The following is an 18,533-nucleotide window of genomic DNA, read 5'->3' as shown; positions in this document are numbered from 1 at the left end:
GGTCAGCTGCCCAGGCCCCATTCGGCGAAGCGCCGCTCCAGCGTGCGCCGACTGATGCCCAGCAGTCGTGCGGCGGCGCTCTTGTCGCCCTGCACCGAGTCCAGCACGGCCAGGATGTGCTGGCGCTCCAGCGTCTGCAGGTCGGTCGTCGGTGGTCGCTCTGGCGGCTCGGGCGGCGCCTCCAGCGCGGGGTAGAGGGCCGACAGGTTCATCGAGCCGAGGATCAGCGAGCGTTCGACGAAGTTGCGCAGCTCCCGCACATTGCCGGGCCAGCCGTATTGCATCAGGTAGTCGATCTCGCGCGCGCTGGGCCGCAGCGGCTGCACGCCCAGGCGCGGCGCCAGCTCGGCGATGAAGTGGCGCAGCAGCACGGCGATGTCGGGCTTGTGCTCGCGCAGCGGCGGCAGGCGCAGGGCTATGACCTGCAGCCGGTAGTAGAGGTCGGCGCGCAGCCGGCCGGCGCCCACCTCGGCCTGCAGGTCGCGCTGGCTGGCGGCGACGAGGCGCAGGTCCACCGCGGCCAGCTGCTCGCTGCCGACCGGGCGGATGCGCCGCTCCGCCAGCACGCCCAGCAGCGCGGCCTGGGCCGCGGCGGGCAGCTCGGAGACTTCGTCCAGGAACAGCGTGCCGCCCTGCGCGTAGTGGACCAGGCCGTCGCGCGCGCTGCCGGCGCCGCCGCCGCGGCCGAACAGCTCGGCCTCGGCCTGGTCGGGCGGCAGCAGCGCGCAATGCACCGGCACGAAGGGGCCGGCCGCGCGCGGGCCGCCGCGGTGCAGGGCCTCGGCGGCCAGCTCCTTGCCGGTGCCGGACTCGCCGCACAGCAGCACCGGCGATTCGGCCGCCGCGGCGCGCTGCAGGTCGCGGCGCAGCGCCGCCATGACCGGGCTGTCGCCGAGGAAGGCGCTGGCCGCCGCCTGGCCCTGGGCCAGCGTGCGGCGCAGCACGAAGTTCTCGCGCGCCAGCCGGGCGCGCTCCAGGCTGTGCTTGACGGCGTTGAGCAGCTGCGTGAGCCGGAAGGGCTTGAGGATGAAGTCCGACGCGCCGGCGCGCAGCGCCTCGATGGCGGTGTCGATGTCGGCGAAGGCGGTGATCAGGATGACCTCGCAGCTGTTGCCCTGCTGGCGCAGCGCCTTCAGCCAGTCCATGCCACTCTGGCCGGGCAGGGTGATGTCCAGCACGATGAGGTCGAAACGCTGGCGCTGCACCAGGGCCGCGGCGGCCTCGGCCGAGTCGGCCGCCAGCACCTGGCCGCAGCGCGCCGCCAGCGCCTTGACGAGGAAGCTGCGCATGCCTTCCTCGTCGTCGACGATGAGCACCGCGCTGGCGGGCCAGTGCGCAACCGGGTCGGTGAGGAGGGCGGCGGGCGTCAGCATGGCGGCGCACTGTAGTGCAGCGCCGCCGGGGCGCTTGCAGGCACAGGGCTGTGGGGCCGGCGCCGCGCCCGTCGCAATATTTTTGTGCCTGCCGCCGCGACAGTCTGTCGGCGGGTTTCCCCGGGTTCAGGCGCGATGCGCGACAAGTTGTCGCAGCCTGCGGCGCGCCGGCCGGTGCATCGGCCGCCCGACTGGACAGGCTGTCGGTCAGCCTCGTGCGGCATGGGATTCCCCCTCTCTGGACATGCGCCCGCGCTTGTGCCGAAATGCCCGAGCGGGTCGCGTGGCGGCCGGCGGATCAGACTTGGAGACAAGCGTATGGACATGAACCGGAGGCAGTTCTTCCGGGTGAGCGGCGCGGGGCTGGCAGCATCCAGCCTCGTGGCCTTGGGGTTCTCGCCGACGGCCGCGCTGGCCGAGACGCGCAACTTCAAGCTCTCCCGGGCGACCGAGACCCGCAACACCTGCACCTATTGCTCGGTGGGCTGCGGCATCATCATGTACTCGCTGGGCGACAAGGCCAAGAACGTCCGATCGTCCATCATCCACATCGAGGGCGACCCCGACCACCCGGTCAACCGCGGCACGCTCTGCCCCAAGGGCGCCGGCCTGCTGGATTTCGTGCACAGCCCCAACCGGCTGAAGTTCCCGGAGATCCGCGAGCCCGGCAGCAAGGAATGGAAGCGCGTCGGCTGGGACGAGGCCCTGGACCGCCTCGTCAAGCTGATGAAGGCCGACCGCGACACCAACTTCATCGCTCAGAACGCCGACGGCAAGACGGTCAACCGCTGGCTGAGCACCGGCATGCTGTGCGCGAGCGCGTCGTCCAACGAATCGGGCTACATCACCCACAAGGCGATGCGCTCGATGGGGATGCTGGTCTTCGACAACCAGGCGCGCGTCTGACACGCCCCGACGGTGGCCAGTCTGGCCCCGACGTTTGGGCGCGGTGCGATGACCAACCACTGGGTTGACATCAAGAACGCCGATGTCGTGCTGATCATGGGCGGCAATGCGGCCGAGGCCCACCCCTGCGGCTTCAAGTGGGTCATCGAGGCCAAGCATCACAACAAGGCCAGGCTGGTCGTCGTGGACCCGCGCTTCACGCGCTCGGCCGCAATGAGCGACTACTACGCGCCCATCCGCGCCGGCTCCGACATCGCCTTCCTGGGCGGCGTCATCAACTACCTGCTCTCCAACGACAAGATCCAGCACGAGTACGTCAAGAACTACACCAACGCCAGCTTCATCGTCGGCGAGGATTACAAGTTCGAGGACGGCATCTTCTCGGGCTATGACGAGGCCAAGCGCCGCTACGACCCCAAGAGCTGGGGCTATGAGCTTGACGAGAAAGGCTTCGCCAAGGTCGACCCCACGCTGGCGCACCCGCGCTGCGTGCTCAACGTGATGAAGGCGCACTACGCGCGCTACACGCCCGAGCAGGTCAGCAAGGTCACTGGCACGCCCAAGGACAAGTTCCTGAAGGTCTGCGAAATGATCGCGGAGACGGCCAGGCCCGACAAGGTCATGACCATCATGTACGCGCTGGGCTGGACGCAGCACAGCCAGGGCTCGCAGATGATCCGCACCGGCGCCATCATGCAGCTGCTGCTGGGCAATATCGGCCTGCCCGGCGGCGGCATGAATGCGCTGCGCGGCCACAGCAACATCCAGGGCCTGACCGACCTGGGCCTGCTGTCGACCTCGCTGACCGGCTATATGAGCCTGGCTCGCGACAGCGAGCAGGACCTCGAGACCTACTACAAGCCCCGCGCGACCAAGCCGCTGCGCCCCGGCCAGATGAGCTTCTGGCAGAACTACCCCAAGTTCTTCGTCAGCCAGCAAAAGGCCTGGTGGGGCAAGGCCGCGACCAAGGAGAACGACTGGGCCTTCCACTACCTGCCCAAGTGGGACAAGGGCTACGACGTGCTGCAGGCCTTCGAGCTGATGGGCCAGGGCAAGCTCAACGGCTACATCTGCCAGGGCTTCAACCCGGTGGGCTCCTTCCCGAACAAGAAGAAGATCATCGCCGGCCTGTCCAAGCTGAAGTACCTCGTCATCATCGACCCGCTCAACACCGAGACCGCCGAGTTCTGGAAGAACTACGGCGAGCACAACGACGTGAAGAGCGAGGAGATCCAGACCACGGTGTTCCGCTTCCCCAGCACCTGCTTTGCCGAGGAGGAGGGCTCGCTCACCAACTCCGGCCGCTGGCTTCAGTGGCACTGGAAGGGCGCCGAACCCCCGGGCGAGGCCAAGGGCGACGCGGAGATCATCGCCGAGCTGTTCACGCGCATGAAGGCCGCCTATGTGAAGGAGGGCGGCGCCTTCCCCGACCCCATCGTCAACCTGACCTGGCCCTATCTGCAGCCCACCAGCCCCTCCGCCGAGGAACTGGCCCGCGAGTACAACGGCAAGGCCCTGGCCGATGTGCTGGACCCCAAGGACCCGACCAAGGTGCTGGCCAAGGCGGGCGAGCAACTCGGGGCTTTCAGCCTGCTGCGCGACGACGGCAGCACGTCCTCGGGTTGCTGGATCTATGCCGGCGCCTGGACCCAGGCCGGCAACCAGATGGCCCGGCGCGACAACGCCGACCCCTGGGGCATCGGCCAGACGCTGAACTGGGCCTGGGCCTGGCCGGCCAACCGGCGCGTGCTCTACAACACGGCGTCCTGCGACACCACCGGCAGGCCCTGGAACGCGAAGCGCAAGCTCGTCGCCTGGAACGGCGAGAAATGGGGCGGCTCCGACGTGCCCGACATCCGGCCCGATGCCAACCCGGCCGATGCCGACGCGGTGCGGCCCTTCATCATGACCGGCGAGGGCGTGGCGCGGCTGTTCGCGCCCAGCGGCATGGCGGACGGCCCGCTGCCCGAGCACTACGAGCCCTTCGAGACGCCGCTGGCAGCCAACCCCATGCACCCCGGCAACGCCAAGGCCAAGTCCAACCCGGCCGCACGCGTCTTCAAGGGCGACATGGAGGCCTTCGGCACGCCCAAGGACTTCCCGTATGTGGCCACCAGCTACCGGCTGACCGAGCACTTCCACTACTGGACCAAGCACGCGCTGACCAACGCCATCGTGCAGCCGCAGCAGTTCGTCGAGATCGGCGAGGAACTGGCCAAGGAGAAGGGCATCGCCAACGGCGACTGGGTCAAGGTCAGCAGCAACCGCGGCTTCATCAAGGCCGTGGTGGTGGTGAGCAAGCGCATCGCGTCGCTGGACGTGGACGGCAAGCGCGTGCACACCGTGGGCCTGCCCAACCACTGGGGCTTCGTGGGGCTGGCCAAGCCCGGCTATCTCGTCAACACGCTGACGCCCTTCGTGGGCGACGCGAACACGCAGACGCCGGAGTTCAAGAGCTTCACCGTCAACATTGAAAAGGCCTGACCATGTCATCCCTTCAATCCCTTGACATCGCCAAGCGCTCGGCCACGACGACGCCGCCCACCCAGGCGCGCACCCATGTCGCCGAGGTCGCCAAGCTCATCGACGTGTCCTCCTGCATCGGCTGCAAGGCCTGCCAGGTGGCCTGCATGCAGTGGAACGACCTGCGCGACGAGGTCGGCGACAACGTCGGCGCTTACGACAACCCGCGCGACCTCACGCCGCAGAGCTGGACGGTGATGCGCTACTCCGAAGTGGAGGTCGAGCAGGGCAAGCTGGAATGGCTGATCCGCAAGGACGGCTGCATGCACTGCGAGGACCCGGGCTGCCTGAAGAGCTGCCCGGCGCCCGGTGCCATCGTGAAGTACACGAACGGCATCGTGGACTTCATCTCCGAGCACTGCATCGGCTGCGGCAACTGCGTGACCGGCTGCCCCTTCGACGTGCCGCGCATCAGCCAGGTCGACAGTAAGGCCTACAAGTGCAGCCTCTGTTCCGACCGCGTCGGCGTGGGCCTGGAGCCGGCCTGCGCCAAGGCCTGCCCGACCGGTGCGATCCGCTTCGGCACCAAGGAGGACATGCTGGACTTCGGCGCCGAACGCGTGACCGACCTGAAGGAGCGCGGCTATGCCAACGCCGGCGTCTACGACCCCAAGGGCGTGGGCGGCACCCATGTCGTCTACGTGCTGCAGCATGCCGACAAGCCCGAGCTCTACCACGGCCTGCCGGCCGACCCCAGGATCAGCCCGCTGGTCTCGCTGTGGAAGGGCGCGGCCAAGCCGCTGGCCATCGCGGCCATGATCGGCGCGGCCGTGGCCGGCTTCTTCCACTACACCCGCGTCGGGCCCATCGAGACCAAGGATGAGGCCGGCGAAGAAGAAACCGCCGACAAGCGTTGAGGAGACTCATCATGGGCATCCGCTACCTGCCGCGCTACACCTCGGGTGAGCGCACCAACCACTGGCTCATCGTGCTGTTCTTCCTCGGCGCGGGGCTGTCGGGCCTGGCCTTCTTCCATCCGGGCCTGTACTTTCTCAGCGCGCTGTTCGGCGGCGGCGTCTGGGCGCGCATCCTGCACCCCTTCATGGGTCTGGCGATGGCGGCCTGCTTCCTCGTCATGTTCGTCAAGCTCAGGCAGTACAACGTCATGAACGACGCCGACCGCGAGTGGCTCAAGCACAGCGGCGACATGCTGCGCGGCGACAAGAGCCGCATGCCGCCCGCGGGCCGCTACAACGGCGGCCAGAAGCGGATGTTCTGGCTGATGGCCGCTTGCCTGGCCGTCCTCGTGCTGACCGGCTTCCTGTTCTGGCAGCCCTGGTTCGCCAACGCCTTCCCCATCCTGCTGCGCCGCATCGCCGTCGTGTTGCATGCGTTGTCGGCCACCGTGCTGATCCTGACCGTCATCGTCCACGTCTATGCGGCGATCTGGGTCAAGGGCACGATCCGCGCGATGACGCGTGGCGACGTGTCCGAGGCCTGGGCCCGCCAGAATCACGCGCTGTGGCATCGCGAAATGACGGGCAAGCAATGACCCTCGGCACTCAGAAAATCCTCAGCCCCGAAGAGATCGCCGTCCGTGCCGGCGAGCAGCTGAGCTTCCTGCACCTGCCCGAGCCCGGCGTGTTCGCCGAGCGGGCGCTGCGCCTGCGCGCGCTGGCCGAGGGCCATGCGATGCGCGACTTCCTGCTCTTCGTCGCCGAAGTGGCCGAGGCTCAGCACCGCGCGCTGTCGCGCCCGCTCGCCGTGCCGCTGCCGTCGGCGGCCGACGTCGCCGCGGCCGCCCATGCGGGTGAGCCCCTGCTGCCGGCCGACGGCCCGATGCCCTGGCCGCGCGCGGCCGTCTGGCGCGAATCCCTGCGCGAGCTGCTGGCCGACCTGGCCCGTCATGTGGCCGAAGGCCCGGCCCGCGCCACCGCGCTGCTACTGGCCCAGGCCAGCGACGAACATCTGGAAACCCAGGCCGGCCGCCTGCGGTCCGGCGTCATGCTCGGCCTGGACCTGGCCGGTGCGCCGCTGATCGCGGCCGGCCTGCAGCTGCACTGGGTGCGCCTGGTGCAGCAGACGGCCGCGGCCCATGCCGGTGGCCCGGTGGTGCCCTTCGGCCGCATCGACGACCCCACGGCCTGCCCCTGCTGCGGCTCGCCGCCGGTCGCGTCCGTCGAGCGCCTGGGCGCCGAGGGCGCGCGCTACCTGGCCTGCGGCCTGTGCGCGACGCAGTGGCATTACGTGCGCATCAAGTGCGCGCGTTGCCAGAGCACCAAGGGCATCTCGCTGCAGAGCCTGGTGGCCGCGGACGGTGGCGACGCCGACACCCGCGCCGTCGTCCAGGCCGAATGCTGCGGCGAATGCGGCCACTACCTGAAGCTGATGCACCCGGCGCGCGACAACGGCCTGGAGCCGCTGGCCGACGACCTTGCCAGCCTGACGCTGGATTTGCTCGTCAGCGAGGCGGGCCTGCAGCGCCACGGGCAGAACCTGCTGCTGCTGTTCGGCGAGGCCGACGAAGCGCCGCCTCCCGGGCAGGGACACTGATGAAGACGCCCGACGAATCCGTGGTCCACGGTTCCAAGGCGAGGCCCCAAGACCTGCCGGCCCTGGACAAGCTGCTGCGCGACTGCGCGCCGCTGGTGGCCGAGCACGGCCACACGCTGGTGGCCGGCGAGGCGAGGGTGCTGCTCGACGGCCTGCGCGCGCGCGCCGTCGTCGGCCAGCTGACCCGGCTCGAACTGGAGGCGCTGGCGCCAATGCTGGCCGCCCGTGTGCAGGCCCGGCTGGCACCTTCCATGCGCGCCGTGCTCAACCTGAGCGGCACCGTCATCCACACCAACCTCGGCCGCGCGCTGCTGGCCGACGCGGCGCTGCAGCAGGTGCTGGCGCTGATGGGCTCGCCCAACAACCTGGAGTTCGACCTCGACAGCGGCAGCCGCGGCGACCGCGACGACCTCATCGAGGGCCTGCTCTGCGAACTGACAGGCGCCGAGGCCGCCACCGTCGTCAACAACAACGCCGCCGCCGTGCTGCTGGGCATTGCGGCGCTGGCGCGTGGCCGGGAGGCCATCGTGTCGCGCGGCGAACTGGTCGAGATCGGCGGTGCCTTCCGTATGCCCGACGTGATGAGCACAGCCGGCGCCACGCTGGTGGAGGTGGGTACGACCAACCGCACCCACTCGCGCGACTACGAGCAGGCCATCACGCCCCGCACAGGTCTCATCGTCAAGGTCCACACCAGCAACTACCAGGTGCAGGGCTTCACCGCCGCGGTGGACGAGGCGACGCTGGCTCCACTAGCCCACGCGGCCGGCCTGCCGCTGATGACCGACCTCGGCAGCGGTGCGCTGGTGGACCTGTCCAAGTACGGCCTGCCCGCCGAGCCGCTGCCCCAGGCCATGCTGGCGGCCGGCTGCGACGTCGTCACCTTCAGCGGCGACAAGCTGCTCGGCGGCCCGCAGGCCGGCCTCATCGTCGGCAGCCGTGAGGCGGTGGGCCGCATCCGCAAGTTCCCGATGAAGCGCGCGCTGCGCCTGTCCAAGCTGCCCTTCGCGGCGCTGGAGGCCACGCTGCGCCTCTACCTGCGGCCCGAGCGCCTCGTGCAGGACCTGCCGACCTTGAGACTCCTGACCCGAAATCAGGCGCAGATCGCGGCGCTTGCTCAACGCCTTCTGCCGGAGGTCGCCACCGCCGTCGCGCCGCGCTTCGGCGTCGAGGTGGTCGCATTGCAGAGCCAGATCGGCTCGGGCTCGCTGCCCGTCGAGCGCCTGCCCTCGGCCGGCCTTGCAATCACCGCCGTCGATGGCCGCGGCCGCACGCTCGAAGCCCTGGCCACCGCGCTGCGCGGCCTGCCGCGCCCGGTCGTCGGCCGCATCCACGACGACCGCCTGCTGCTGGACCTGCGTTGCCTCGAAGAGCCGGCCCTGCTGACCTCGCAGCTCGGCTTGCTGAAGGAGATGCTCGCGTGATCGTCGGGACGGCCGGCCATATCGACCACGGCAAGACCACGCTGGTGCGTGCGCTGACCGGCGTGGATACCGACCGCCTGCCCGAGGAGAAGGCGCGCGGCATCAGCATCGAGCTGGGCTATGCCTACCTCGACGTTCCAAATCACGGGGAGCGTATCGGCTTCATCGACGTCCCGGGCCACGAGAAGCTTGTGCACACCATGCTGGCTGGCGCCAGCGGCATCGACTTCGCGCTGCTGCTCGTCGCGGCGGACGACGGCGTGATGCCGCAGACCCGCGAGCACCTCGCCGTGCTGAGCCTGCTCGGCATCACGCACGGCGCCGTCGCGATCACCAAGGCCGACCGCGCCGAGCCCGCGCGCATCGACGCGCTGCAGGACGAGGTGCGCGCGCTGCTCGCCGGCACGGGGTTGGACGCCGTGCCCATCCTCGTCGTGTCTGTATCGACCGGCCAGGGCGTGCACGAGTTGCGCGTGCTGCTCTTCGACGCGGCCCGCCACCTGCCGCTGCGCCCGCTGCACGGCCTCGCGCCCCGCCTTGCGGTGGACCGCGCCTTCACGCTCGACGGCGTCGGCACCGTCGTCACCGGCACGCTGCATGCGGGCGAGATCGCCGTCGGCGACGAGCTCGCCATCCAAGGCCACCGGGCGCGGGTCAGGAGTCTGCATGCGCAGAACCAGGCCGTGGAGCGCGCGCATGCCGGCCAGCGCTGCGCCGTTGCGCTGGCCGGCCTCGCGCGCGAGCAGGCGCCGCGCGGCCAGTGGCTGACGGCGCCCCACGTCGCGCTGGCCACCGAGCGTTTCGACGCCCGCATCCGCCTCTGGCCCGGCGAGGCCCGGCCGCTGCGCTCGGGCCTGCGCGTGCACCTGCACCTCGGCGCCCAGAGCGTGATGGCCAGCGTCGCCGTGCTGGAGGGCGACGCCATCGAACCCGGCGCCTCGGCCCGCGTGCAGCTGGTCTGCCACGCGCCGGTCGGCGCCTGGCGCGGCGACCGCCTGGTGCTGCGCGATGCCGGCGCCACGCGCACGATGGCCGGCGGCGTCGTGCTCGACCCCTTCGCGCCCGCCCGCTACCGCCGCACGCCGGAGCGCCTGGCCGAGCTGGCGGCCTGCGAGCTGCCCACCGCCGCACGCCGCCGTGAGCGCCTGCTGGCCCTGTCGGCCACCGGCCTGGACCTGGCCCGCTTCGCGCAGGCCGAGGGCCTGGCCGAGCCGCAGCAGGGCTGGGCCCTGGGCGACGACGCCAGCGCGGCGCTGACCGCCAGATTGCTGGCCGCCCTGGCCGACTTCCACGCCCGCTCGCCCGACGAGCTCGGCCCCGATGCCGCGCGGCTGCGCCGGCTGGTGGCGCCGCGCATTGCCGAACCGCTGTGGCGCGAGCTGCTGGCCGGCCTGCGTGCCACGGGCCGCATCGGCCAGCGCGGCGCCTTTGTCCACCTGCCCGAGCATGGCGTGCAGCTGTCGGCCGTGGAGCAGCGCATCGCGCAGAAGATCGCGCCGCTGCTGGCCGCCGCGGGTGTCGAAGGCGCCTGGGCGCGTGACCTGGCCCGCGACAGCGCCGAGGCCGAGCCGCTGATGCGTGCCACACTCGCGCGCCTGGCGCAGCAGGGTGAGCTGCATCAGGTGGTGAAGGACCTGTTCTTCAGCACCGCGACGATGGCGGCGCTCGCCGCCACGGTCCGGCGCCTGGCGGCGGATGGTGGTGTCGTCACGGCAGGCGCGTTTCGCGACGCGGCCGGCCTGGGCCGCAAGCGCGCCATCCAGGTGCTGGAGCATTTCGACCGCGTCGGGCTGCTGCGGCGCGTGGGCGACGAGCACCGGCTGCGCGCGGACAGCGCGCTGTTCGACGGAGCATCGAATTGATGGAAAGAGAACGACACCGGTGTGTCGGCCGGGCTTCAAACCCGGTGGGTGGCGCCACGCGCCGCCGGGTGGGTTCGACTCCCACCTCTTTCCGCCACGAGGGCCCGCTGGGCTACTGCGCGGGCACATCTCGCGCCTGCGTTGCTCGCCGTACGGGTGTACGGCTGCGCTACTCGACGCAATCTGAGCCCGCTCGCTACGCCCATCGAACCTTCGTGGAGGCACCGTGCTGATCGCCGGCGCCGAAGTCCCGGAGGGGTTCTGGCTCTGGGCCGAGGACCAGACCTGGGCCCAGCCCCTGCCCGACGGCAAGGTGCGTATCGGCATCACGGCCTTGGGGCTGAAGGCCTCGGGCGACATCTATATGTGCCGGCCCAAGCCGGTGGGCAGCGACGTGGCGCAGGGCCGCTCCATCGGCGTCGTCGAGCTGGCCAAGTCCATCGTGTCGGTGAAGTCGCCGCTGTCGGGGCGGGTCGTGCGGGTCAACGAAGCCCTGGAGGAGAGACCCGAGCTGGTCCACCAGTCGCCCTATGAGGCCGGCTGGCTGGTCGAGCTAGCGCCCTCGGCGCTGGAGGCCGAGAAGGCCGGGCTCGCGATCGGCGCGGAAGCCATCGGCGCGGCGATGCAGGAATGGGCATGGCTGAACAGGCTCGCCGACAAGCCATGAAGACCGGCCTCGCGATCCTGCTCTGGGGTGCGGACCCCGACGTGCCCGTGCGCCTGGCCACTCCGTTCGCGCACGCGGCCGCGGCGGCGGCGATGGAGCTGCAGGTCGAGGTCTATTTCTCGGCCCGCGCGGTGCAGCTGCTCAGGCCCGGCGTGGCCGAGGCGCTGCGCGCGTCGGAGCACTTCGACAAGACCATCGCCGGCTGGATGCAGGACGCGCTCGACCATGGCGCGCGCTTCTTCGCCTGCTCGGATTCGCTCAGGGCGCAGGGTTTGACGATGGCCGACCTGATCCCGGCCGCTCGCCATCATGGCGGCGCCGTGCAGTACCAGGCCCGCGCGGCCGATCCGGCCTGGACGGCGCTGGTCTTCTGAGCTTGCAGCACACTGGCGCGATGAACACTCCCGAACACGCAGCCTTGCAGGCCCTGCTGGGCCGTCATTCCGTCGGACCCAAGCATCTCGTCGAGCCGGGGCCGGGCGACGAGCAACTGGCGCTGATGGTGCAGGCCGCGCTGCATGCGCCCGATCATGCCGAGTTGGTGCCCTATCGATTCAAGCTGGTGCGCGGCGCCGCGAAGGAGGGCATGGCCGCGCTGTTCGCCGACGCGGCCCGCGCGGCCGGCAAGGGCGAGGAGGGTGCGGCCCTGGACGCGGAGCGCGCGCTGAGGCCTCCGCTCACCGTGGCCGTCGTCGCCCGCATCGACCTCGGCCATCCGCAGGTGCCGGCCCACGAGCAATGGGCGGCCGTGGGCGGCGCCATCAGCAACTTCCTGACGGCGGCGCATCTGCTCGGCTTCGGCGGCAAGATGCTCAGCGGTGCCAAGGTGCGCAACCCGGCCATCGCGGCGGCCTTCTGCGCGCCGGGCGAGACGCTGGTGGGCTGGATCGCGCTGGGCACGCCGGTACGCCGCCCGGCCGGCCCGTCGCGCAAGCCGGGTGTGGACGAGGTGCTGCTTGACTGGCCGGCAGCAGCCCGGCCAAGCTGAGTTCAGCCCTTGCGCTGGCGCCGGCCAGCCAAGCCCGCGGCGAGCAGCGCCGGCAAGACCAAGGCTTCGGGCTCGGGCACGTTGTTGTTCACGTCGTTGATGCGCTGGGCCGTCACGAAGATGCCGTCCTCGGACTGGGCGGGCAGCGTGCCCACCTGGGTGACGGTGAAGTTGTCCAGCGCGTCGCCGTTGTAGTGCAGGTCCCAGAGCGGCGAGTTCGAGCTGAATTCGCTGGTCACGATGGTGTCGCCCAGCAGGCCGGAGAACTGGCTAGCGCCGGCCTTCTGCACATCGGTCGCATAGTTGGCGACATAGAAGCCTTCCAGCGGATTGCCCGAAACGCCCAGATCCAGCGGCACCGTGCTGACGGTTTCGGCCGCGGAAATCCGCATGGCACCGCCGCTGGCGTTGAGAAGCTGCAGCACCGTCACGGTGCCGTCGGACTTGATCGCGCGGATCTGGCCCGAACCCTCCGAGGCCACCAGCAGTTGGCCGGCGTATTTGCCGAAGTGGCTGGACGCGATGTCCATGCCCTCGGTGTCTTCGCCGACGCTGGCGATCAGGGTTCGCGTGCCGCTGGAGTCGTAGCTCAGGATGTGGCCCGAGGTCGTCGTCACGAGCATCCGGCCGCCGAAGCTGGAGCCGGGGTCGAAGAAGATCTGGCGCACGCCCGAACCGTCGTCGGTGCTGCCGAACAGCACCGGAGAGCCGCCGCTGGAGGCATAGCGGTAGATCCGGCTGTCGGAGCCCGATGCGTAGATCGCGCCGGCCGCAAAACCGGCTTGGCCCAGGCCCGCGGCCACGACGGGCTCGCCGCCGCCCGAGGGCATCGGGGCGCCGAACTTCTGCACATTGCCGCCATTCAGGTCGCTCTGGTAGAGCTGCAGGTTGTTGCTGCCGAAATAGACGCTGCCCACAAACTTGTCGCCGGCATAGGTGATGGCGATGGTGTTGTTCTGGCCCAGCGTGGCGTTGATGTCGCTCGACTGGATGAAGGTCGAAAACGTCACCGCGGCACTGGCGCCGCCGCTGGCCATCAGCAGGCCCAGGCCCGCCAGACGAAGGAAGGGGGTTGGACGGATCATGCTTGCCTCCTCATTGATAGAGCAGAAATGACTCAGTACATCGACGCCTTATGCAATATCTGGCCCATGCGTTCAGGTGTTTGATTTGCAAGGACTTTTTCGGAAGCCAGGCCGGTCAAGGGCGGGGACTGTCAACGTGGCCGACATCCCTCGTTTGAACTTGAAAATCAACTCGACCCGAATGTGTTGCCCCTGGTCGGGTGGGGTTGGCACGGTTCACGCTTGCTTGTCTGGCGTCGGAAACTCGGGCGGGCCGGCTGCCGCGCCCAGCCTTCTCGGGCGCATGCCCTGACTGAAAAAAATATCGAGCCAAGTGAGATGGAACTGACTCCGCGTGAAAAAGACAAGCTCCTGCTCTTCACCGCCGCACTGCTGGCCGAGCGGCGCAAGGCACGCGGCCTGAAGCTCAACTACCCCGAGGCCGTCGCGCTGATCAGCGCCGCCATTCTCGAAGGCGCGCGCGACGGCAAGACCGTCGCCCAGCTGATGAGCGAGGGCCGCGAGGTGCTGGCCCGCGGCGACGTGATGGACGGCGTGCCCGAGATGATCCCGGAGATCCAGGTCGAGGCCACCTTTCCCGACGGCACCAAGCTGGTCACCGTCCACCAACCCATCCTCTAAGAGGGTGAGAGGTTCACCATGCGCAAGATGCTTTTCCTGCTGCCGTTGATTGCCTGCGCCTCGGCCCTGGCCCATGACGGCCACGGCGCGCCGGCCCTGCACCTGCACGGTTGGGACAGTGCCGGCCTGTCGGTCCTGGTGGCCGCGGGCGGTGCCGCGCTGTGGTGGCTGGTGAAGGGCCGCAAGTGATGATCCCGGGCGAACTCATCACCGCCGAAGGCGAGCACGAACTCAACCCCGGCCGCCGCAAGCTGACGCTCAAGGTCGCCAACGCCGGCACGCGGCCCATCCAGGTCGGCTCGCACTACCACTTCGCCGAGACCAATGCGGCGCTGAGCTTCGACCGCGAGGCTGCGCGCGGTATGCGGCTCGACATCTGCAGCGGCACGGCCGTGCGCTTCGAGCCCGGGCAGACGCGCACCGTCGAGCTCGTCGAGCTGGCCGGCGACCGCGCCGTCTGGGGCTTCCGCGGTTTGGTTCAGGGCAAGCTATGACCAGGATCTCCCGCCGCGCCTATGCCGAGATGCTCGGCCCCACCGTCGGCGACAGGCTGCGCCTGGCCGACACCGCCCTCGTCATCGAGATCGAACAGGACTTCACGCTGCGCTCGGGTGGTTACGGCGAGGAAGTGAAGTTCGGCGGCGGCAAGACCGTGCGCGACGGCATGGGCCAGTCCCAGCGACCGAACGGGCCGGGCCCGGGCGATGCGGTCGACACCGTCATCACCAACGTCGTCATCGTCGACCACTGGGGCATCGTCAAGGCCGACATCGGTTTACGGAGCTGCCGCATCGCGGCAATAGGCAAGGCCGGCAACCCCGACGTGCAGCCGGGCGTGGACATCGTCATCGGCCCCGGCACCGAGATCATCGCGGGCGAGGGCTTCATCGTGACGCCCGGCGCCATCGACACCCACATCCACTTCATCTGCCCGCAGCAGATCGAAGAGGCGTTGATGAGCGGCGTGACCACCATGATCGGCGGCGGCACCGGCCCCGCCACGGGGACTCTCGCCACCACCTGCACGCCGGGGCCCCATCACATCGCGACGATGCTGAAGGCCGCAGAGGCCTTCCCGATGAACCTGGGCTTCATGGGCAAGGGCAACGCCAGCCGCCCCGAGGGCCTGATGCAGCAGATCGAGGCCGGCGCCATCGGCCTGAAGCTGCACGAGGACTGGGGTACCACGCCAGCCGCCATCGACAACTGCCTGAACGTGGCCGAGCTGACCGACACCCAGGTCGCCATCCACACCGACACGCTGAACGAAAGCGGCTTCGTCGAAGACACGATTGCCGCCTTCAAGGGCCGCACCATCCACAGTTTCCACACCGAAGGCGCGGGCGGCGGCCATGCGCCCGACATCATGAAGGTGGTGGGCGAGGCCAATGTGCTGCCCAGCTCCACCAACCCCACGCGGCCGTTCACCGTCAACACGCTGGACGAGCACCTCGACATGCTGATGGTCTGCCACCACCTGGACGCGGGCATCGCCGAAGACCTCGCCTTTGCCGAGAGCCGCATCCGCCGCGAGACCATCGCCGCCGAAGACATCCTGCACGACCTCGGCGCCATCAGCATGTTCTCGTCCGACTCGCAGGCCATGGGCCGTGTGGGCGAGGTGAGCCTGCGCTGCTGGCAGACCGCGCACAAGATGAAGGTGCAGCGGGGCGCGCTGCCGGGGGACGGCGCCGGCAACGACAACGCCCGCGTGAAGCGCTACCTCGCCAAACTCGCCATCAACCCCGCACTGGCCCATGGCATCAGCCACGAGGTGGGCAGCGTCGAGGTGGGCAAGTGGGCCGACCTGGTGCTGTGGAAGCCCGCCTTCTTCGGCGTGAAGCCGGCGCTGATCCTGAAGGGCGGCTTCATCGCCGCGGCCGCGATGGGCGATGCGAATGCGTCCATCCCCACACCGCAGCCGGTGCACTACCGGCCGATGTTCGGCGCCTTCGGCGGGGCGCTGTCACAGGGCTCGTTGACCTTCGTTAGCCAGGCGGGGCAGGGCAGCGCCGAGAAGCTCGGCCTGGCCAAGACCCTGGTGCCGGTGAGGGGCTGCCGCACGGTCAGGAAGACCGACATGCTGCTGAACAACTACCTGCCGACGATGGAGATCGACGCGCAGACCTATGAGGTGAGGGCGGATGGCGTGCTGCTGACCTGCGAGCCGGCGAAGGAGTTGCCGATGGCGCAGAGGTATTTCTTGTTTTGAACTCCGTAGGTTGGGGTGAGCTTGCGAACCCCAGCATTAGCGCCGACGGAATCGTTGGGGTTCACGCCGTTCACCCCAATCTGCCGAGCTTCGGACACATCCGCCGCGCCTGACCGCGATTCGGGTTGCAGGAGCGGTGGGCTGGTGTGCCCCACATGCGCGCGGAGAAATCGCGATGCTTGCGGCAAACACTCTGGCGGCGTAGCGTTGGCAATCGACGGGTGGGGGCCAGGCAATTGCTTCGACAAGGAGGTCCACATGTTGAGACGAGTGCTCACTGTTCTCATCCTGAGTGGGAGTTTTCTCCTCCTGCCCTCGGAAGCCCAGCAGACAGCCAGGATCTCGCGCGTTGGATTTCTTGCACCCCAAGGCCGTTCCCTTCCGCTATTCGACGCGTTCCGGCAAGGTCTTGCCGATCTGGGCTATGTCGATGGCCAGAATATCCGCATCGAGGCGCGATTTGCGGAAGGGCACTATGAGCGGTTCCCTGAAATTCTTTCCGAGTTGGCGGGCCTCAAAGTCGACGTCCTTGCCGTGACGGGGGCCGTAACGGCACGCGCGGCGAAGAGGTTGGTCACCGACATCCCGATAGTCTTCTCGGTCGTCGTTGATCCGGTGGTGGACAAACTCGTGCCCACCCTGGAACAACCTGCCGGAAATCTCTCTGGCGTTACTTCCTTTGATCCGCAGCAGGCCGCGAAGCAGTTCGACCTTCTCAAGCAGGTTGTCCCCGGGCTCAAGCGTGTGGCGATCCTGGGAGACCAGGGCGTTACTGAGGCGCTGATCGATGAAGCTGAGGCTCAGGCACGGACGCTAGACCTGCAGCCACAGCGGCTCAGATTGGCGGGACCGAATCCGGATCTTGAAGGAGCATTCGCCGCCATCAAGCAGCAACGTGCGGATGCTTTGCTGGTACTGGAGGAGCCGGTACTGGGCGTTCACGCGAAGGAAATCGCGGACCTTGCAGCGAAGGATCGGCTCCCCACCCTGTTTCCCCCGTCGAGGGTAGCTGCTGGAGGGCTTGTCTCCTACGGAACGAGCCAGACAGAGGCAATCCGACACATGGCGGTCTATGTGGACAAGGTTCTGAAGGGCGCCAAACTCGGCACTCTGTCTGTGGAGACGGTGAAGCGCTATGAGCTCATCGTGAACTTGAATACGGCGCGCGAAATAGGTGTGACGATTTCGCCCGGGGTGCTCAGGCGAGCAGATCGGGTCATACAGTAGGCGTCCGGATAAGCCCGTAGGTTGGGGTGAGTCCCGCGAACCCCAAAGCCTGATTCCCCCGCGTTGATCTCCATGTCACTGACGCATGCCCAAGCAGCGTCGATGGCGCCGTCGCGGATGAATCGATGAATGCTGGAGTGCGGCCAGTCCACCGCCCGCGTGGTCCGCCGTCGCGGACAACGGTAAGGCTTTGTTTGCCCCGGTTAACGACGCAAGGATTGCTCACAGCTCGGTACGTCTTTCCGTGAAGGAATGCCTAGAGTCGCGCCTCCTGATTCATCCTCCACGAGTGCCACCGATGTCGAGAATTTCGCCCCTGATCGTCGCCAGCAGCGTGCTGCTGCTGAGCGCTTGCGCCACCCAGGATTTCGTCAAGGAGACCGTCGCTCCGGTGCAGACCAGCGTGGACGGCCTTGGCACCCGCGTGCAGGCGCATGACGACGGCCTCAAGGCCCTGGATGGCCGGCTGCAGGGCAGCGAGGCGCGCATCCAGGCCCTGCAGCAGGAGGCTATAGCGCGCGCCGAGGCCGCCAAGAAACTGCCCGCGCCCAGCCTGCTGATGAGCACCATGCTGACCGATGACAAGGTCAAGTTCAGTTCGGGCCGCGCCCAGCTCACCGAGCAGGCCGGCCGCGAACTCGACCAGCTCGTCGCCAAGCTCAAGGCCGACAACCAGCCGGTGTTCGTCGAGATCCAGGGCCACACCGACTCGACCGGCAGCAATGCGCTGAACCAGCAACTGGGCCTGCAGCGGGCCGAAGCCGTGCGCCTGTACCTGTCCCACGCCGGCCTGCCGCTGGCGCGCATGGCCACCATCAGCTACGGCGAAACGGCGCCCCTGGCCGACAACAACACCCGCGAAGGCCGCAGCACGAACCGGCGGGTTCAGCTGATCGTGATGCGCCCCGATGGCCACCCCAAACTGCTCCACTCGTGGCCACCCAAACTGCTCCAGGCAGGACGCGGGGATTATGTGGGGTCCGAGGTGATGAGCAGGCGGGCTGAGGCCTCCTTGAGCCGGTAGCTCTTGCCCTCGAACTCGAGCATCGCGCAGCGGTGCATGAGCCGGTCCAGGATGGTGGTGGCCATGGTGGCGTCGCCGAGGTAGCGGCCCCAGTCCTGGACGATTCTGTTGGACGTAATCACGATGGA

Annotated in this window: 18 protein-coding genes and 1 tRNA gene; 16 read left to right on the top strand and 3 right to left on the bottom strand. The window is 68.8% G+C overall.

What is annotated here, in order from left to right:
- Nucleotides 1-2: 2 nt before the first annotated feature.
- Complete coding sequence (locus tag EV671_RS24020; RefSeq protein WP_132576448.1) at nucleotides 3-1,373, bottom strand: sigma-54-dependent transcriptional regulator; 1,371 nt, start codon at nucleotides 1,371-1,373, stop codon at nucleotides 3-5.
- A 318-nt stretch (nucleotides 1,374-1,691) separates the two neighbouring features.
- Between EV671_RS24020 and fdnG the strand changes: the two genes are divergently transcribed.
- The 10 genes from fdnG to EV671_RS23965 all read left to right on the top strand — a co-directional run bounded on the left by fdnG (nucleotide 1,692) and on the right by EV671_RS23965 (nucleotide 12,236).
- On the top strand, nucleotides 1,692-4,763 hold the full coding sequence (gene fdnG / locus EV671_RS24010; RefSeq protein ID WP_165917705.1) for a formate dehydrogenase-N subunit alpha: 3,072 nt from the start codon (nucleotides 1,692-1,694) through the stop codon (nucleotides 4,761-4,763).
- Nucleotides 4,764-4,765: 2 nt separating this feature from the next.
- A complete protein-coding gene (gene fdxH, locus EV671_RS24005; protein ID WP_132576445.1) occupies nucleotides 4,766-5,659 on the top strand; it encodes a formate dehydrogenase subunit beta in 894 nt (297 codons plus the stop codon).
- A gap of 11 nt (nucleotides 5,660-5,670) precedes the next feature.
- Nucleotides 5,671-6,294, top strand: a complete 624-nt coding sequence (locus tag EV671_RS24000; RefSeq protein ID WP_132576444.1) for a formate dehydrogenase subunit gamma — start codon at nucleotides 5,671-5,673, stop codon at nucleotides 6,292-6,294.
- Nucleotides 6,291-7,295 (top strand): formate dehydrogenase accessory protein FdhE, encoded by a 1,005-nt coding sequence (fdhE, locus tag EV671_RS23995; RefSeq protein ID WP_132576443.1) that lies wholly within the window; start codon nucleotides 6,291-6,293, stop codon nucleotides 7,293-7,295. Before EV671_RS24000 ends, fdhE begins: the two co-directional genes overlap by 4 nt.
- The gene (selA, locus tag EV671_RS23990; RefSeq protein ID WP_132576442.1) at nucleotides 7,295-8,719 is read left to right on the top strand and encodes an L-seryl-tRNA(Sec) selenium transferase; all 1,425 of its coding nucleotides are present in this window, start codon (nucleotides 7,295-7,297) and stop codon (nucleotides 8,717-8,719) included. Before fdhE ends, selA begins: the two co-directional genes overlap by 1 nt.
- On the top strand, nucleotides 8,716-10,581 hold the full coding sequence (selB, locus tag EV671_RS23985) for a selenocysteine-specific translation elongation factor (protein ID WP_132576441.1): 1,866 nt from the start codon (nucleotides 8,716-8,718) through the stop codon (nucleotides 10,579-10,581). The genes selA and selB overlap by 4 nt, the downstream gene beginning before the upstream one ends.
- A 1-nt stretch (nucleotide 10,582) precedes the next feature.
- Nucleotides 10,583-10,678, top strand: a tRNA-Sec gene (locus EV671_RS23980).
- A 129-nt stretch (nucleotides 10,679-10,807) separates the two neighbouring features.
- Nucleotides 10,808-11,248 carry a glycine cleavage system protein H gene (locus EV671_RS23975; protein ID WP_132576440.1) on the top strand — a complete coding sequence of 147 codons (441 nt, stop codon included), beginning with the start codon at nucleotides 10,808-10,810 and terminating at the stop codon, nucleotides 11,246-11,248.
- On the top strand, nucleotides 11,245-11,622 hold the full coding sequence (locus EV671_RS23970; RefSeq protein ID WP_132576439.1) for a DsrE family protein: 378 nt from the start codon (nucleotides 11,245-11,247) through the stop codon (nucleotides 11,620-11,622). The genes EV671_RS23975 and EV671_RS23970 overlap by 4 nt, the downstream gene beginning before the upstream one ends.
- Before the next feature lie 20 nt (nucleotides 11,623-11,642).
- Nucleotides 11,643-12,236 carry a nitroreductase family protein gene (locus tag EV671_RS23965; protein ID WP_132576438.1) on the top strand — a complete coding sequence of 198 codons (594 nt, stop codon included), beginning with the start codon at nucleotides 11,643-11,645 and terminating at the stop codon, nucleotides 12,234-12,236.
- 2 nt (nucleotides 12,237-12,238) lie between these two features.
- Here EV671_RS23965 and EV671_RS23960 read toward each other — a convergent pair whose 3' ends face one another.
- Nucleotides 12,239-13,321, bottom strand: coding sequence for an NHL repeat-containing protein (locus tag EV671_RS23960; RefSeq protein ID WP_132576437.1), 1,083 nt, complete (start codon nucleotides 13,319-13,321; stop codon nucleotides 12,239-12,241).
- 318 nt (nucleotides 13,322-13,639) lie between these two features.
- Between EV671_RS23960 and EV671_RS23955 the strand changes: the two genes are divergently transcribed.
- The 6 genes from EV671_RS23955 (at nucleotide 13,640) to EV671_RS23935 (ending at nucleotide 18,405) form a co-directional block, all read left to right on the top strand.
- Nucleotides 13,640-13,942: an urease subunit gamma gene (locus EV671_RS23955; RefSeq protein ID WP_132576436.1), complete on the top strand. Its 303-nt coding sequence runs from the start codon at nucleotides 13,640-13,642 to the stop codon at nucleotides 13,940-13,942.
- A gap of 18 nt (nucleotides 13,943-13,960) precedes the next feature.
- Nucleotides 13,961-14,131 carry a hypothetical protein gene (locus EV671_RS26885; RefSeq protein ID WP_165917704.1) on the top strand — a complete coding sequence of 57 codons (171 nt, stop codon included), beginning with the start codon at nucleotides 13,961-13,963 and terminating at the stop codon, nucleotides 14,129-14,131.
- The gene (locus EV671_RS23950) at nucleotides 14,131-14,436 is read left to right on the top strand and encodes an urease subunit beta (RefSeq protein WP_132576435.1); all 306 of its coding nucleotides are present in this window, start codon (nucleotides 14,131-14,133) and stop codon (nucleotides 14,434-14,436) included. The genes EV671_RS26885 and EV671_RS23950 overlap by 1 nt, the downstream gene beginning before the upstream one ends.
- Nucleotides 14,433-16,154, top strand: a complete 1,722-nt coding sequence (gene ureC, locus EV671_RS23945; RefSeq protein WP_132576434.1) for an urease subunit alpha — start codon at nucleotides 14,433-14,435, stop codon at nucleotides 16,152-16,154. Before EV671_RS23950 ends, ureC begins: the two co-directional genes overlap by 4 nt.
- A 258-nt stretch (nucleotides 16,155-16,412) precedes the next feature.
- Nucleotides 16,413-17,381 carry an ABC transporter substrate-binding protein gene (locus EV671_RS23940; RefSeq protein WP_132576433.1) on the top strand — a complete coding sequence of 323 codons (969 nt, stop codon included), beginning with the start codon at nucleotides 16,413-16,415 and terminating at the stop codon, nucleotides 17,379-17,381.
- Between the two features lie 298 nt (nucleotides 17,382-17,679).
- Nucleotides 17,680-18,405, top strand: coding sequence for an OmpA family protein (locus tag EV671_RS23935; protein ID WP_132576432.1), 726 nt, complete (start codon nucleotides 17,680-17,682; stop codon nucleotides 18,403-18,405).
- Here the strand turns inward: EV671_RS23935 and EV671_RS23930 are convergent.
- The coding region (locus EV671_RS23930; protein ID WP_165917703.1) for an ATP-binding protein at nucleotides 18,351-18,533 on the bottom strand (183 nt) is incomplete at its 5' end. The genes EV671_RS23935 and EV671_RS23930 overlap by 55 nt on opposite strands.

Origin of the sequence: Roseateles saccharophilus, assembly GCF_004342485.1 — a bacterium.
GTDB lineage: Bacteria > Pseudomonadota > Gammaproteobacteria > Burkholderiales > Burkholderiaceae_C > Pelomonas > Pelomonas saccharophila.
Note: the sequence above shows the minus strand (reverse complement) of the source record. Positions and strands in the feature narration are given on the sequence as shown.